11 protein-coding genes and 1 pseudogene are annotated in these 15,229 nt (G+C 64.0%); 6 read left to right on the top strand and 6 right to left on the bottom strand.

Annotated features, from left to right (window positions below; all coding sequences use genetic code 11):
• Positions 1-73 precede the first annotated feature (73 nt).
• From IPP90_08875 to IPP90_08855, 5 genes are all read right to left on the bottom strand, one after another.
• Positions 74-457, bottom strand: coding sequence for a response regulator (locus tag IPP90_08875; GenBank protein MBL0170827.1), 384 nt, complete (start codon positions 455-457; stop codon positions 74-76).
• Between the two features lie 193 nt (positions 458-650).
• Positions 651-1,973, bottom strand: coding sequence for a sigma-54-dependent Fis family transcriptional regulator (locus IPP90_08870; protein MBL0170826.1), 1,323 nt, complete (start codon positions 1,971-1,973; stop codon positions 651-653).
• Positions 1,970-3,484, bottom strand: coding sequence for a PAS domain-containing protein (locus IPP90_08865; GenBank protein MBL0170825.1), 1,515 nt, complete (start codon positions 3,482-3,484; stop codon positions 1,970-1,972). Before IPP90_08865 ends, IPP90_08870 begins: the two co-directional genes overlap by 4 nt.
• 112 nt (positions 3,485-3,596) lie before the next feature.
• Positions 3,597-4,427 (bottom strand): hypothetical protein, encoded by an 831-nt coding sequence (locus IPP90_08860; protein ID MBL0170824.1) that lies wholly within the window; start codon positions 4,425-4,427, stop codon positions 3,597-3,599.
• A gap of 221 nt (positions 4,428-4,648) precedes the next feature.
• Positions 4,649-5,410 (bottom strand): zinc ribbon domain-containing protein, encoded by a 762-nt coding sequence (locus IPP90_08855; GenBank protein ID MBL0170823.1) that lies wholly within the window; start codon positions 5,408-5,410, stop codon positions 4,649-4,651.
• Between the two features lie 144 nt (positions 5,411-5,554).
• Here IPP90_08855 and glnA point away from each other — a divergent pair, with 144 nt between their 5' ends.
• Positions 5,555-6,883: a type I glutamate--ammonia ligase gene (gene glnA, locus IPP90_08850; protein ID MBL0170822.1), complete on the top strand. Its 1,329-nt coding sequence runs from the start codon at positions 5,555-5,557 to the stop codon at positions 6,881-6,883.
• Here the strand turns inward: glnA and IPP90_08845 are convergent, their stop codons facing one another.
• Positions 6,884-10,252 carry a CPBP family intramembrane metalloprotease gene (locus IPP90_08845; protein ID MBL0170821.1) on the bottom strand — a complete coding sequence of 1,123 codons (3,369 nt, stop codon included), beginning with the start codon at positions 10,250-10,252 and terminating at the stop codon, positions 6,884-6,886. It lies immediately after the preceding gene.
• 129 nt (positions 10,253-10,381) lie between these two features.
• Here IPP90_08845 and IPP90_08840 point away from each other — a divergent pair, with 129 nt between their 5' ends.
• The 5 genes and pseudogenes from IPP90_08840 (at position 10,382) to IPP90_08820 (ending at position 15,060) form a co-directional block, all read left to right on the top strand.
• On the top strand, positions 10,382-11,125 hold the full coding sequence (locus tag IPP90_08840; GenBank protein ID MBL0170820.1) for a superoxide dismutase: 744 nt from the start codon (positions 10,382-10,384) through the stop codon (positions 11,123-11,125).
• 5 nt (positions 11,126-11,130) lie between these two features.
• Positions 11,131-11,736, top strand: a complete 606-nt coding sequence (locus IPP90_08835; GenBank protein MBL0170819.1) for a GNAT family N-acetyltransferase — start codon at positions 11,131-11,133, stop codon at positions 11,734-11,736.
• A complete protein-coding gene (locus IPP90_08830) occupies positions 11,736-12,326 on the top strand; it encodes a histidine phosphatase family protein (GenBank protein ID MBL0170818.1) in 591 nt (196 codons plus the stop codon). The genes IPP90_08835 and IPP90_08830 overlap by 1 nt, the downstream gene beginning before the upstream one ends.
• Before the next feature lie 84 nt (positions 12,327-12,410).
• A pseudogene (locus IPP90_08825) lies at positions 12,411-14,161 on the top strand (thiamine pyrophosphate-binding protein).
• Entirely contained in the window at positions 14,158-15,060 is a 903-nt protein-coding gene (locus IPP90_08820) for a bile acid:sodium symporter family protein (protein ID MBL0170817.1), read from the top strand. Before IPP90_08825 ends, IPP90_08820 begins: the two are co-directional and overlap by 4 nt.
• The last annotated feature ends 169 nt before the right edge of the window (positions 15,061-15,229 follow it).

Genomic DNA, 15,229 nt, shown 5'->3' with positions numbered 1-15,229 from the left:
GATCCACACGGCGAGCGGAACGGACAGTCGAGTGCGAAGTGACGCGCCGCTTGGTATCGGCGAACGCGAATCGCTACTCGCGCCCGTCCACCGTCAGCGCGGTACGGACGCCAGCCGTCATGGCGTGCTCAGCGATGATCGCCAGATCCACCGGCTTTTCGAGAAAATGCAGGGCGCCCAGGCGGAAGGAGGCCTGGCGGTTTGAATCGTCCGGGTAGGCCGTCAACGCGAGGACGGTTGCATCGGGTGACAGCATCCCCGCCAGCGCCATCACCTGCAGGCCGCCATCCCGCTTGCCGCCCAGCCGCAGGTCGGTGACCACCAGGTCAAAGCGCTGAACACGAAGCTTCTCCAGCGCTTCCGGGAGGTACTCGGCCGCGACGACGGTATTGCTGTCGACCTCGAATAGTTCGACGAGAATGTCGCGGATCGATGGCTCGTCTTCCACGACGAGCACGAACTTCTTGCCTTGAGTGTCTGAGACCATGGCAAAACGGTTTGCGAGAACCAGGCCACAACCAGGAAAAAATCGCAATCTGTTGTCAGTCAATCGTTTAGTGATGTCTCAATGCGATCATTAAAGGGCCGAAATGTCTGAATGTCGGTCGATATTCGTTTGCAGTGAGCGAAAATCGGTCACCGGAAGTCGGTCACAGGCCAAAGCGCTTGATCTTCTCCAGCAGCGTTGATCGCGCAATCCCAAGTCGAAGTGCGGCCTTCGATCGATTGCCCCCGGTCACTGACAACGCGTGGCGAATCGCTCCTCGCTCGACGTCCCGCATCGATTCGCTCGCCATTTCACGCTGACTTAACGGTTCTGGCGCCGGTAGTGGTTCGCTTACGAACAACCCAAGATGCCCGGAATGAATTTCTGCGCCATCAGCGAGGATTGCCGCTCGCCAGATGGTATTCTTGAGCTCGCGAACGTTGCCCGGCCAATCGTAGCGTCGAAGGATATCCTCTGCACTTTGGCCCAATCTCGCACCACGCGGGAGAAACGCCCTCGCCAGCGGCAGGATGTCGCCGACCCGCTCCCGCAACGGAGGCACCGTCAAGGTCAGTACCTGGAGTCGGTAAAAGAGATCGGCCCGGAAGCGGCCGTTCGCGACCGCCTGCGGCAGCGGCTGATTGGTGGCCACGATGATCCGTGCCCCTGCATGAAGCACAGTCGTGCCACCCAGGCGGCGAAAAGTCCGATCCTCCAGTACCTTGAGGAATCGAGGCTGCACGTCTGGCGCCATCTCCGCGACTTCATCAAGGAAGATCGAACCGTCGCCGGCAATTTCCAACAATCCGCGCTTGGCTGCGCGCGCATCAGTAAAAGCACCTCGTTCGTGACCAAACAACTCGCTTTCAAAAAATGTCGAGGAAAGTGAGGCGCAATTGATCTCGATAAATGGCAATGCGTTCTTAGACGAACGATCATGAATCAATCTGGCGATATGCCCCTTACCCGTGCCGGTCTCGCCCTGCAGCAGGACAGGAGCATCAGAATTCCGGGCCGCCAGTTCGACCAGTTGCTCGATTGTCGGATCGAACACCGTCGGATCTGATACGCCAGATGGCGGTCGCGATTGCGCGCGAAGTATTGAGACCTCCTGCCGCAGGCGTCCGGGCTCGGCTGACCGGAGTACCGCTGCCGCCAGGGTCTGAAGATCGATCGGTTTTTCGAGGACGTCAGAGGCCCCTTCATGCATGGCTTGCACGGCCGTTCGAACGTCGGCGAAGCCGGTCAACAGGATCACGGCGACGTCGGGATCATCCGCTTTGAACGCCGTCATCGCCACCAGACCGTTGGCGTCTGGCAAGCGTAAGTCGAGAAGGACGACGTCCGGAGCATGCTCCTGAGCCAGGCGCCGCCCCTCCGACGCCGTGCCCGCGCCGCGCACGGTGTGACCAAGACTGACAAAGAACTCAACGAGTGTCGTACGAATCGACTCGTCGTCGTCCACCACCAGGACGGACAGGGTCATGACGCGGGAGCCGGTGGCAGCGTGAGGGTGAGAGTCGTGCCGGACTCAGGCACGCTCTCAATGCCGATGGTACCTCCGTGTTCCTCCATGATGCGTTGGCACAGCGCGAGTCCGATTCCGGTACCGCCGCTTTTGGTCGAGTAGAAGAACTCAAATACGTGCGGGAGCACATCAAGGGCGATCGAAGGTCCGCCGTTGTTCAAACGGCACCTCCACCCTCCGCTCGGGGAGAGCTGTGAAGCGAGTGTCAGCTGGGAGCCCTCCGGCGCGGCATCGCAGGCGTTGGCGAGGATGTTGCGAAACACCTGTCCCAACTGCTCGGCGTCGAGAAAGCAGCGAACCGATGGCGAGGATCGGCTCCGGCGCAATTCAAGGCGCTTCGCGTCGAGGCGGGCCCGTTCGCCCTCGAGGATCTCGTCCCAGACGCGCTCAGGATCTGCGGATATCAGGTGTGCGGCGTTCGGTCTTCCGAACTCGAGCAGAGAGGTGACCATGCGATTGAGACGTTCGACCTCCCGCAGAATGCGACCGACGTTCTTCTCGACCACGGGGTCTTCGCGCGCTCGAAATCGCAACAGCTGGGCCGCCGAGGAAATTCCAAACAGCGGGTTCCGCAACTCATGCGCGATACCGGCCGCCACTTCTCCGATTGCCTCCAGTCGGCGCTTCTGTTCGACCCGGCGAACCAGCCAGGCTCGTTCGATTGCCACCGCAGTTTGTGCGGCGATGACGGACAGAACGCGCTCGGCCTCCTCGAGCATCTGCGCTGACTCGATGGGTTCCGCGCACAGGGTGATTGCGCCCAGCACACCCTCAGAGCTCAAGAGGGGCGCGGTGATCTCAAGACCGACAGCGGAGTGTGCTCGCACGACATGTCCAGTGGCGAGCGCTTCAAGCCATGTGCGTCTGAGGCGATGCGCCAGCGACGGGACAGTGGGGCTGGACTCCGCGTAGCCCTGTTGATGACTGATGCAAAACTCGGCCGTCTCGTCGTCGGCCAGCGCAATGACGAAACCGGTAGACGGAACTGCCCGGCGCAATTGCAGCGCGACTTCTTCGTAGACCTGATCCAGCGCGATGGCTTCAGCCAGCGCGATCCCCGTGTTGATGAGCGCTTCGCGCGACCGATGACTCTGGGTGATATCCACCGTACAGAAGACGAATCCGGAGACTTCGCTGCCCTCCCGGAGCGCGGTGACCTGCATGAGAAAGACGCGCTCCTCGTCGGGCGAACTGCACGGGAATTCCCAGCGCACCACCCGCACGCGGTGTGTGCGAAGCAGGGTCATCGCGCGCTCGATCTGGCTGCGCGACTCGCCGTCGGCGACACTTTCAAATACGGAGCGGCCCAGTACGGCCGACTCCTCCGCGAGGCCCGGGGCGCCGTTCTCGAACGCGAATTGCGACCACGACCGATTCGTCGCGGTGATCCGGCCATCCAGATCCACCGACCAGATGGTCATCGGCAACGCGTCCAGCACCCGCCGAGCGAGGGGTGGGCTGTTCAGCATCGCGGTTTGCGAATCGGGGTGACGCACCTCTGCAACTTACGCCGGCTGGCAGATGCGAACAGGGGCGCGGTAGACCGCGCCCCTGTTCGAACCGCACGCCAGGCACACCCTGCTATCGACGTCCGCTCTTCTTGCTGGGCTTCTTTGGTGCAGCCTTCTTTGGTGCGGCCTTCTTCGCTGCGGCCTTTTGGGGAGGCGCCTTCTTGGCCGGAGCCGCCTTCTTGGCCGGAGCCGCCTTCTTCGCCGGAGCCGCCTTCTTGGCCGGAGCCGCCTTCTTGGCCGGTGCCGCCTTCTTGGCCGGTGCCGCCTTCTTCGCTGGAGCGGCCTTCGTGGGCGTCATCGGTTTCTTGGCCGGGGCCGCCTTCTTTGCCGTAGTGGCCTTCTTTGCGGGAGCGGCCGCCTTCTTGACTGGAGCGGATGACTTGGACGGCGCACTCACCTTTGGAGCAGCTGCTTTCGGTGCGGCCGCTTTCGGTGCGGCCGCCACGGGCGCTGCCATCGGTGCCTTCTTCGCTGCCGGTGCTTTGGGCGCGACCACCGGTTTCGGCGCTGGAGCAGGAGCGGCAGGTGCTGGTGGTGGCGGCGCGGGGGCCTCGACCTTCGGCATGGGCGGCGCCTTTGGCTTGGGTGCCGGCTTCGGTGCGCCAGGATTCTTGGGAGGACGTCCGGGACCGCGGCGCGGCATCGAACCGCCAAACATGTCTTCCTCGTCCTCTTCGTCGTCGATTACCTCGTCTTCGAAGCCATCCGAATCGTCGTCATCGTCATCGTCGTCGTCATCGTCAGCGCTGTCCCACAGGCTGTCGCTGTCGTCCGAGGGCAACCCGTACCCATCATCCTCTTCGTCATCGTCATAGGACGATCCGCCGTAGCCGCCGCGCAGATCACCCATGTCTTCGTCGATGAACTGCAGTTCCTCGGACTTTTCATCGCCTCGCGGCATGACTGCCTCCTCCACTGGTGTAGATCTGGATTCCAACGGCGATCGCCGCGGATGGCACGTCACACACAGTCCCCGAGGGTGCTGCGATTCCGGCCGGTTTCGTTCGGGTGCCGAGTCCAATACGAATGGCACCTGTATATGGGTACACCTAGTACATAGAGACGCTCTCCACGTCAAGCGTCGAACAGATTCTCCAGCGAATCAGTTGGCCGGCGGGCCCATCAGTCGGGTCGACGCGCGTCGGCGACCGCCTGGTCGATCTCAGCACGATGATTGTCGTAATCGGCGTTTTGTGTCGCGAGCTCCCGGTCGAGCGCGGCGAGCAATCGCCGATCGAATGCCTTGGCGGCGACCGCATCGCCGTTGAGCCGTGCGGCGCGGGCGGCCAGCACCAGCCCCAGGAGTGACGAAGGATTGTCCCTGAGAATCGTGTCCGCCTGCGCCGAGGCGATTTCGCGAGTCCCGACGACCTCGGCGACTCGTCCAAAGTGGTAGCGCTCGTCGACGGTCGGCACGGGCAGCATTTGGTGCGCAGCGAGCACCATCGGCGCGAATCTGGCAACGGAGTCGTTCTTGCCCGCCTCCGCGTATTGCATCACGCGGACATAGAGACGATTGGCTCGTTCGGAGGGCGTCAGGGTGCCGATGTCGGGCGGCTGTCCCCCGGCCGGGCTTCCGGTCGTCCCTGAGCCCGCCAATGGAGGCGAGGCCATACCGGGTTGGTTGGCTGGAGTGTCACCCCCGGTTGGCGCACGATTCGCCAACAGCGCGACGAGCACCACCAGTCCGACGCCAGCGAGTGTCCAAGGCAGTGCGGCCGCCACTGTCACCGGGCGCGCGAGAAGGTCGGTCGGCCCCTGCGCTGTAGGTGTGCCGCAGCGATGGCAGAAATGTGCGCCCGCCGACAGGGCGGCACCGCATTCGGCACAGAAGCGGGCAACGGAGTGCGGGGCGCCCGGTCCAGGAAGATTCGATGGCGTCATGACGAGCGAATAGTACCGGTCCGAGCCTCCCGACGGGATTGCCCGTGCGGGACGCGCCGCGGCCACGCTACAATTCCACATTCCTTCTCTCCAGCCCACGCGTCTGTGCCAGCCCCCAGCCGTTCCCTCGTTCCATCCAATCTCATCGGCGCGTCCGCGAGCGACATCCTCGAACTCGCGGAGGCGCAGCAGGTCCGGTATCTGCGCCTGCAGTTCACGGACATTCTTGGCGTCATCAAGAATGTCGAGATTCCGTCGTCGCAATTCAGAAAGGCCTTGCACGGCGACATCATGTTCGACGGGTCGAGCATCGAGGGTTTTGTGCGGGTCGAGGAATCGGACATGCTGTTGGTGCCCGATCTGGGCACGTTTCAGATCTTTCCGTGGGGCGATCCATCGGCGCGCGTGGCGCGTGTGATTTGCGATGTGACGATGCCTGACGGGACGCCGTTTGCCGGTGATCCGCGCGGTGTGCTGAAGCGACAGGTGGCGCGAGCGGCCGAGCAGGGATTCGTGATGAACGCCGGCATGGAGGCGGAGTTCTTCCTGTTCAAGCCAGCCCCTGATGGTCGTCCGGCGACGGACACCCACGACGTGGGCGGCTATTTCGATCTCGCGCCCATGGATCAGGGTGAAGACGCCCGCCGCGCGATTGTCGATACGCTGGAGCAGATGGGGTTCGAGGTGGAAGCGGCCCATCATGAAGTGGCGCATGGTCAGCACGAGATTGACTTCCGGTACGCGGATGCGCTGCGCACGGCCGACAACATTGCCACGTTTCGATTCGTTGTGAAGCAGGTGGCCCGGCAGTTCGACTTGGTGGCGTCGTTCATGCCGAAGCCCGTGTTTGGACAAAACGGCAGTGGCATGCACGCGCATCAATCGCTGTTTCGCAACGGCCAGAATGCGTTTTGGGATCCGCAGCGCGACTGGGAATTGTCCAGGACGGCGCTGCACTATATCGGCGGCTTGCTCAAGCACGCCCGCGCCATGTGCGCGGTGACGAATCCGTTGGTGAATTCGTACAAGCGGCTGGTACCGGGTTTCGAGGCGCCGGTGAATGTGGCGTGGAGCATGCGCAATCGCTCGCCGATGATTCGCGTGCCTGAACGACGAGGCGCGGGCACGCGGCTTGAACTCCGCACACCCGATCCAAGCGCGAATCCCTATCTGGCGCTGACGGTGATGCTTGCCGCCGGTCTCGATGGTGTGGCCACGGAAGCGGACTGGCGAGAACCGATCAACACCAACATCTGGGAGATGTCGTATCGCGAGCGCCGCCGGCTGCGAGTGGACGACCTGCCGCACGACCTGAATGAGGCGTGCGACGAGTTGGAGCGAGACGACGTCTTGACCGCCGCGCTTGGCGAGCATATCGCGCAGCACTTCCTGGCGGCCAAGCGGGCGGAGTGGAGCGAGTACAACCAGCAGGTGACGACGTGGGAGCTGGAACGGTATCTGGCGAAATACTGATTACGACCGCGCCGGTGCGGTTTGGGTGGTGGCACTCCGCGGCCGCCTGGTGAGCACCACGCCCACCACGATGGCACAGGCAGCGGCGAGCATGTGCGAGAGGTGGTCGGTCATGCTTGCCGCGACCAGACCGCTGCCCACCTGCGAGAGCGTACCCGACACCAACGCACCAATGAACCACGCCTCCATTGACGAGCGCCCGAATTTCCAGAACACCAATGCCATGAGCAGCATCGACGTGGCGTGGACGGCGGCGTGGGCGAGCCACGTGCTCGTCAGAAGGGCTCCCGCCGACGCCGACACCAGGCCGAGCGCACCTGCGGCCACGATCAGCGCCGCGACACGCGCGACAGGCACTTTGATGACCAGCAGGGCCCCGGCGATCAGCACGAACAACGGCGCCTGAAACAGGGCGCTGGAAATGGCGTCCGTGAGGCGACCGATGATCGGGATGAATTGATCGAGGACGGTGCCGACCGGTGACGGCGTGTGCGGGAGGAGCAACGCGGGAATCACGTCGGGCAGCCGGGGGCCCAGTGCGAGCGCAGCACCCACCAGCCATGCATCGCGGGCGCTGACCGCACGTACTGGCACACCCATGCGTCGACGGGCTGCATCGGTGGCTAACCACATGCCCCACGCGGCCGCCGCACCAAGGGTGCCCCCAAGCAGTGTCAGCATCGAGGTCCATTGATGCCGATTGAACGGTGATGCGGTGTCCCACCCGTGCATCATGGCCGGCCAATCGTTGGCCGAGAGGACGGCCATACTCACGCCGACCAGCGACACCAGCGTGATCATGGTCCGTCGTGACGGCCATTTCATCGCGGCCAGGTGTGGCGGGCGGCGCATGAATCGCACCAACCCGACAATGCCCAGCAGTACGAGTGCGAGCACGGGACCGGCCGCCATGATACTGCGCGTTGATGATCGAGCGGCATCTTCGCGCTTCCACGTTTCTGGCAGGAACAGGAGATGGCCGAGGCGCGTGACTTTGTCACCGCTTACGGTGGCGGAGCGCCGCAGCGACGCGTTCGCCGGCAGCAGGATGGATGTATCGGTGAAGTCGAACTCCACGTCGTGACGCGCCGGTCGCGCGGTTTCAGTGGCGGACAGCAGCACCAGCGCGGTGGGTGATGCACCGGCGGCGATGAGCGCCGCGCGCGCGGCGCGTTCCGCGCTGTCACGCGAGATCGTTGGCGCAGGCGCGCTGTCGGCCAGCACATGGCTCCAGGTATGCGGCCGTCCGTCTGCGCCCAGCACCACGTTCCACGACTCCGTGCGCTCGGCGACGGTGCCGGTGGTGTGTACGTAACGCACATCCCATGAACCACCATGCAGCCAGTTGCGCGACACGCGTGACGCGAGCTGCTTGGTGGAATCATGCTGCGCGAGAAATCGTCGTTCGGTGGGCCAACTTTCCGACGACGCGTCCACGAGTCGGGTCCACTCGGTTGGTATCGCGTCAAGTGTGCGCAGCACGGAGTCGGCGGTGGCGACGGCTTGCGCGCGCGTGGCGGTGAAACGCGGCGGCGCGGGTTGCGCGGTGGGCCAGAGTCCGGCAACAAGTGCGGCCACCGCGGCCAGTGCCGCGATCCATCCGGGACCCGTGATGGGCGCGGCCGTTGCGATCGGCATTTCCGCCGTGACCAGCATGGGCATTGGCTGCCACGCGCTGAAGCGCGCGCTGTCTGGTGCGGCGGTCACCAGGCCGCGCGTGCGCCATGCCTTGCGCGCCACAAGCAGCGCGGGGATCGCGGCCACCACGATCACCACGGCCAACGTGACGCGATAGGCGGGTGCATCACCGGCGGCGGCAAACAGTCCGAACAGCGTGAGATCGTAGGTGAAGTGTCCGACGACGGTGGGCACGAGTCCCACGCGCAGATACAGCACAGCCCAAAGCACTGCTTCGGCGAACAGTTCCACGCCGCGCGCGTACGCCGGGAACGACGGATAGTTGGCGTGGGCAAATCCAAACACCAACGCGGTGAGCACGACACCAGCGGTCAGCGCCTGCATGCGCCACGACTTGTTGGCGACGGCGCGCGCAATCAATGCGAGCGGAATCGCGCGGAATAACACTTCTTCCAGTACGCCGGCTTGCAGGGATGTGGCCACAGCCGACAGCCACGGAAACGGGGAGGCGATCTGGTTGGGATCATCGAGCAGCGAACTCGGGGACCACCAACCCAGGCCACGTTCCACCGTGAGATAAAAGATGGAGACGTAGGCGAGACCGAAGGCGGCGAGTGTGTAGCCGCCAAGCAGACGCAAGGCAATTGGACGCGTCCCGGCGTGTCGCGCGGTTTGCCACCAGTCGAACTGTTCCGGGAAGGCCTCGCGCGTAAGCAGTTCACCGGTGGCCAGCAGGATCGTGCTCACCACGCACATGCCGATTCCAATCACGAGGGCGGCGAGCCATTGCTGGGCGAGAAACGTTCCCGGAGGGAGCGCGGTGTCGTATTGGAAGTAGCTGCCGGGGATCTCGTTCAACTGGGCCAATGCCATCACCAGGCCCATCACGCTCCCGACAATGAGCGCCGGACGCCAACGTATGAGTCCACGCTTGCGAGCACCAACCAATGCCGCGATGCCGAACAGCGCGAAGATCGGGACGAACAGCGACGCGATCAACGCATACAGGTCGTTGTCCGCTCGTCGTTCCGCATAGCGGCGCCGGAACGGCTCGGGGATCTTCACATACTGCCGAGCACCACCGGCGAGGTCACCGCGCACCACGACATCAAGGCGAAGCGGTGCCGCGCCGAGTGTACGATCGGTGCGCTCCCAGGTGATGGTCCGATCGAGACGTTTGCTGGGTTGTACCGTTTCCACCGACGTGGCCACTGGCTTCCACGCGGTGGCGGAGAGACCGAGCCAGGCGATGCGGAGCGAATCGGCGTAGGCGTACGCGCCCGCGGAGTCGAGTGCCGCGCGCGTGTCCGCCTGGGCCAGCGTGTTGCGGAAGCCTATGACGTGCCCGTCAGGCGAGAGGGTGACTCGCACCTCGCGCGGATCGCCGTGCCGAAAGAATCGTACCGTCCAGGTGAACAGCGCCACATCGCGGCGATTGACCTCGACGTTGACCGTGTCCTTCCCGCCCGCCTCGAGCTCGATGAAGGTCTGTGCCTCACCATCCTGAGAAAAACGCACCGCCACTTCGGCGTTGGCAATCGGGAGCGCATGTGCGGTCGCAAAGGTGCGCGCACGCTCGATGGCCGATTCGCGCGTCAGCTCCTGCTTGAGCGCGATGGTGGGCTGGGCCTTGGGGAACAGCCACAGCGCGAGCGCGACGCAGACCGCCGTGACGACGGCAAGCACCGCGCCGATGGGGCGCGGGGGTGGTGCATTGTCGAGTTTGCTCAAGGCTCCTCACTGGTGCGGGGCGGGCAATTCTGGCGAGGAGACAGTACGGTGTTACACTTCGAGGTGCAACCGGACATTCCTGACTCAGCCTTGAGTCGGTCGCCCTTCAATTCAGAGGTCGTTGCTCACATGGATCGTCGTCGATTTCTTCGCACCTCGGCGGGTGCTGCGGCCGGACTGACGGTGCTGTCAGGGCTTGATGCGCACCCGGGGTTCGCGTCGCCGATTGCGTCGCCGTTGACGCTGGCGGATGATGTGCTGGCGCAGAAGTATCCCTTTGTCTTGCCGCCGCTGGGCTACGCGGAGAATGCGGTCGAGCCAACGGTTGATGCGCAGACCATGTCCATTCATCACGACAAGCACCACGCGACGTACGTGACGAATCTCAACAAGGCACTCGAAACGCAACCGGCGCTGCAAGGGCGCACGTTGCGCGAGTTGCTGGCCGGGCTCGCGGCGCTGCCCGACGGCGTGCGAACGGCCGTGCGCAACAACGGTGGTGGTCACGCGAATCACGCGTTGTACTGGACGCTGCTGGCACCGGGTGGCGCGAAGGCGCCGAGCGGCGCGCTGGCGGCAGCAATCATCCGTGACTTCGGGTCACTCGCGGCGTGCACGGCGGCGCTCAAGGCGGCCGGGTTGGGACAGTTCGGATCGGGCTGGTCGTGGCTCATGCGTGACGGCGGTGGCAAGCTGAGTGTGCGAGGCAGTGCCAATCAGGACTGTCCGTTGTTTGACGGTCAGCGACCGGTGGTTGGCGTGGATGTGTGGGAGCATGCCTACTACCTCAAGTATCAGAACCGTCGCGCGGATTATCTGGATGCGGTGCTGGGCGCGCTCAACTGGGACGCCGCCGGCGCTGCGTTCGCGTGACCTGGCTGGTGCCGTTCACGCCGGTTCCGGTTACGCTGGAGGGACGGCATGTGCGACTCGAACCGCTGGGCGTCGCGCATGCCGCAGGATTGTTGGCGGCGGGTCATCACGAAAGTCTGTGGCGGGTGACGGCGCAGGTGCCGCTCGATTCTGAGGCGGTCGTGACGGCGTATCTCGCGCAGGCCGCCGAGTTGCTGGCGGCGGGGTTGCAGGTGCCGTTCGCTATTGTGGATCGCGCGAGTGGTGCGGTGGTGGGGTCGACGCGCTGGATGGATATCGAGCGTGCGCACCGTCGCGTGGAAATTGGCGCGACGTGGGTGACGCCGTCGTTTCAGCGTTCGCCGGTGAACACCGAGGCGAAGCTGTTGCAGATGACGCACCTGTTTGACGTGCTTGGCGCGTTGCGCGTGCAGTACAAAACCGATTTGCGCAATACGCAGTCGCAGCGCGCACTGGAGGGGATCGGCGCGGTGCGCGAAGGGGTGCTGCGTCGACACATGCTGGTGCGCGATGGGTATGTGCGCGATTCGGTGTACTACGGTATCACGGATGACGATTGGCCGCGTGTGCGGCGTTTGCTGGAAGACCGGTTGATTCCCCGAGGTGGATGATGACGGTGATGTCGCGACGGTTTGTGTTTTCGATGGTGGTGGCCTCACTGGTGATGTTGTCGGGGCTCGCGCCGGTTCGTGTGTTGGCGCAGTCCGGGCCGTCCCTGGTGATTCTCGTGCGTCACGCCGAGAAAGCGGCGGTGCCGGGAGACGATCCGCCACTGAGTGACCTTGGACGCGAGCGGGCGGCCGCGTTGGCGCAGGCGCTCAAGGCCTCACCGCCAACGGCGATCTTCGTGTCCTCGCGTCAGCGCACGGGGCTCACCGCGGATGTGGTGGCGGCGCAAACCGGGGTCGCACCGCAGGTGATTTCGCTGGACGGTGGCGGTGCGGCGCACGTCGCGGCCGTGGCGGCGGCGGTGCGCAAGCAGCAGGGCGTGGTGCTGGTAGTTGGACACAGCAATACCACGACGGCGATCATCAAGGCGCTGGGCGGGCCTTCGTTGCCGGATATCTGCGACGCGACGTACAGTCACTTTTTTGTGCTCACGCTGGCGAACGGTGCGCAGCCGGCGGCGCTCACCATGTCACATTACGGGGCAGCGGAACCGGCGCCGCCGGCGACGTGTGTGGGGATGATTCCCAGGTAGTTGCGATGCGGATGACCGGTATTTGGCGTGACTGACGAACGGCGCGCTTGAGCCGCATATTGGATTCACTCTCGCGGAGAATCCATGAGCACGACGGGCGGTGAAGTTCTGGCGCGCATGCTGCAGGCGGAAGGTGTCGAGGTCGTCTTCGGCATCATTGACGGCACGTATTTCGGATTCTATGCCGCCCTGCACAAGCTGGGCATTCGGCTGATTACGCCTCGGCATGAGGCGAGTGCAGCCCACGCGGCGGCGGCGTACGCGCGGTGTACCGGCCGACTTGGCGTGTGCATGGCCAGCAACGGCCCGGGTGTTGCCAACATCCTGCCTGGCCTTGTCGTCGAGCAAACGGAGGGCAATCGCGTGCTGTGCATTTCCAGCGCGCGCCGCACGGGGCCATGTATCCCATGCGTACCGGCACGTATCAGGGATTTGATCAGCAACGCGTGGTGGGATCGTTTGCGAAGTTCAGCTGCGCCGTGCCCAGCTTCGAACGCATTCCGGAACTCCTGCGTGCGGCGCTGCGGGCGTGCTGGGATGGGCGACCGGGCGTGGTGCACCTCGATGTGCCCGAGAATCTCATGAACGCCGAGGTGAAGGCGGATGTGGCAATCTGGAAGCCGTCGCAGTATCGGCGCACCACGCCACCGGCCGCGGATGCCGGCGATGTGGAGCGGGCGGCCGATGTGCTGTTGCGCGCGCAGCTCCCGGTGATTCATGCCGGGAGTGGGGTGATTCATGCGCAGGCCCACGAGTCGCTGCGCGCGGTGGCCGACCTGCTGGAGTCACCGGTGACCACGAGTTGGGCGGCCCGTGGCGTGTTTGATGAAGATTCGCCGCTGGCGCTTCCCATGACGCATGTCAAGCTCAACACGCTCGCGCGCAACGACGCTGATGTCATGCTCATATTGGGTTCGCGCGTGGGGGAAACCGATTGGTGGGGCAAGGCACCGTATTGGCGGGTGCCCAGCGAGCAGACCACCATTCAGGTGGACCTTGACGACGCGATTATTGGCGCCAACCGGCCGGTGGATATCGCGGTGCAGGCGGATGTTGGCGCCTTTCTCATGGCGCTGTTGGGCCGACTGCAGTCGCGTCGCGGCGAGCTGTCGCTGGACCGGCGTCGCGCGCACATGGCGAAATACCGTGACCATATCCGGCGCTATCAGGCCACACTTGATGGTGCGCTAACGAACCGCCAGTCGCCCATGCATTCGGCGCATGCGGCGGCGTTGGTGCGTGAACTTTTCCCGAGCGGCAGCCCGCTGGTGGCCGACGGCGGCAATACGGCGGTGTGGAGCATGTTCTATTCGCATGCCCAACCCCCCGCGCGCATGTTGAGCACCATGAAAATGGGTATGCTGGGTGCGGGCATGGGGCAGGCCGTTGGGGCTGCCGTGGCCGTGCCTGAGAGGCCGGTGGCTTGCATTATTGGTGACGGCGCGGCGGGCATGCATCCGCAGGAAATCGAGACGGCGGTACGCCACAACCTGCGCATCGTATGGCTGGTGCTGTGCGACAAGCAGTGGGGCATGGTGAAGATGACGCAGTCCATTGCGTTGCGGCCGCTCAAGATGCTCATCAAGAAGCGACTCGATGACCACGAAACCATGTGGACGGATTTCGGTGAGATCGATTTCGCGAAGGTGGCCATGGCGATGGGCGCGTCCGGTGATCGTGTGAATGATCCCGACGCCCTGCGTTCGGCGATTGAGCGTGCGCTGGGTCGTGAGGGCCCCACGGTTATTCACGTGGACGTGAATCCCACGGTGCACATGTGGGCGCCGGGGCTGATTCACTTCAAGGCCATGCATCAGGAGCCGAAGGGGAAGTGAATGGGCTCGATGCGGTTCGGCTCAACTTCAGCGCCAACACGCTGCATCTGCTGAATGCGATCCTGGGGATCGTGATGTTTGGCGTGGCGTTGGATATGCGCACCGACGACTTCAAACGCGTGCTGGCCAATCCGCGACCGGTGTTGATCGGATTATTCGGCCACTATCTCGTGTTTCCCGCGTTCACGTTTCTGTTGGTGACGATCATCCGGCCGGCGCCAAGCATTGCCTTGGGGATGATGCTCATTGCCAGTTGTCCGGCGGGGAATATCTCGAATTTTCTGGTGCATCTGGCTGGCGGCAACACGGCGCTGTCGGTGAGCATCAGTTCGACGTCCACCGTGCTGTCCGTGGTGATGACACCGCTGGTGCTGCGTTTCTGGGGCGCACAGTACGCTCCCACGCGTGCGCTCCTGCGCGATGTCGCGGTGGATCCGCTGGAAATGTTCGTGACGATCTTCGTGTTGTTAGGGCTGCCGATTGCCGCGGGACTGATCATTGCGCGAAAGTGGCCGCGGGTTGCCGACCGAATACGTGTGCCGCTCAAGCGGCTGTCCATCGCGGTGTTCGCGCTGTTTCTGATTGCGGCATTGGCCGGGAACTGGGCGTACTTCGTGACGTACGTGCGACGCGTGGTGTTTGCGGTGTTTCTGCACAATGCCACGGCGCTGACGGTGGGCTATTGGACGGCGGCCATGCTGGGACTCGCTGAACGCGACCGGCGTGCAGTGAGTTTTGAGGTGGGCATTCAGAACTCGGGGTTGGGATTGATTCTGGTGTTCACGTTCTTTGGCGGGTTGGGGGGCATGGCGATTGTCGCGGCGTGGTGGGGGATCTGGCATGTGGTGGCGGGGTTGTCGTTGGCCACCTATTGGTCGCGGCGACCGGTTGCCGTGTGATGATGGAACCGGGGGCCGTCCTCTGGTGGCAGATACCTGGTTCTCATAACCGTTGTCGCGGTACCTAGGTGAACGGCGATAGCGGCGATAACGGCGATGGCGGAGATGAGAAGCCGGAAGCCAGATATCGGATGTGTGAACTCTTCTGCGATTCAAGTGCCTTCGCTTT

Source organism: Gemmatimonadaceae bacterium, assembly GCA_016720905.1.
GTDB lineage: Bacteria > Gemmatimonadota > Gemmatimonadetes > Gemmatimonadales > Gemmatimonadaceae > Gemmatimonas.
This window is presented reverse-complemented; position numbering and strand designations above follow the sequence as displayed.

Coding starts and splice junctions, on each gene's coding strand:
- IPP90_08870 (MBL0170826.1), bottom strand. CDS start 1,973: ATGACCCTGTCCGTCCTGGTGGTGGACGACGACGAGTCGATTCGTACG.
- IPP90_08865 (MBL0170825.1), bottom strand. CDS start 3,484: ATGCTGAACAGCCCACCCCTCGCTCGGCGGGTGCTGGACGCGTTGCCG.
- IPP90_08860 (MBL0170824.1), bottom strand. CDS start 4,427: ATGCCGCGAGGCGATGAAAAGTCCGAGGAACTGCAGTTCATCGACGAA.
- IPP90_08855 (MBL0170823.1), bottom strand. CDS start 5,410: ATGACGCCATCGAATCTTCCTGGACCGGGCGCCCCGCACTCCGTTGCC.
- IPP90_08840 (MBL0170820.1), top strand. CDS start 10,382: ATGGATCGTCGTCGATTTCTTCGCACCTCGGCGGGTGCTGCGGCCGGA.
- IPP90_08830 (MBL0170818.1), top strand. CDS start 11,736: ATGACGGTGATGTCGCGACGGTTTGTGTTTTCGATGGTGGTGGCCTCA.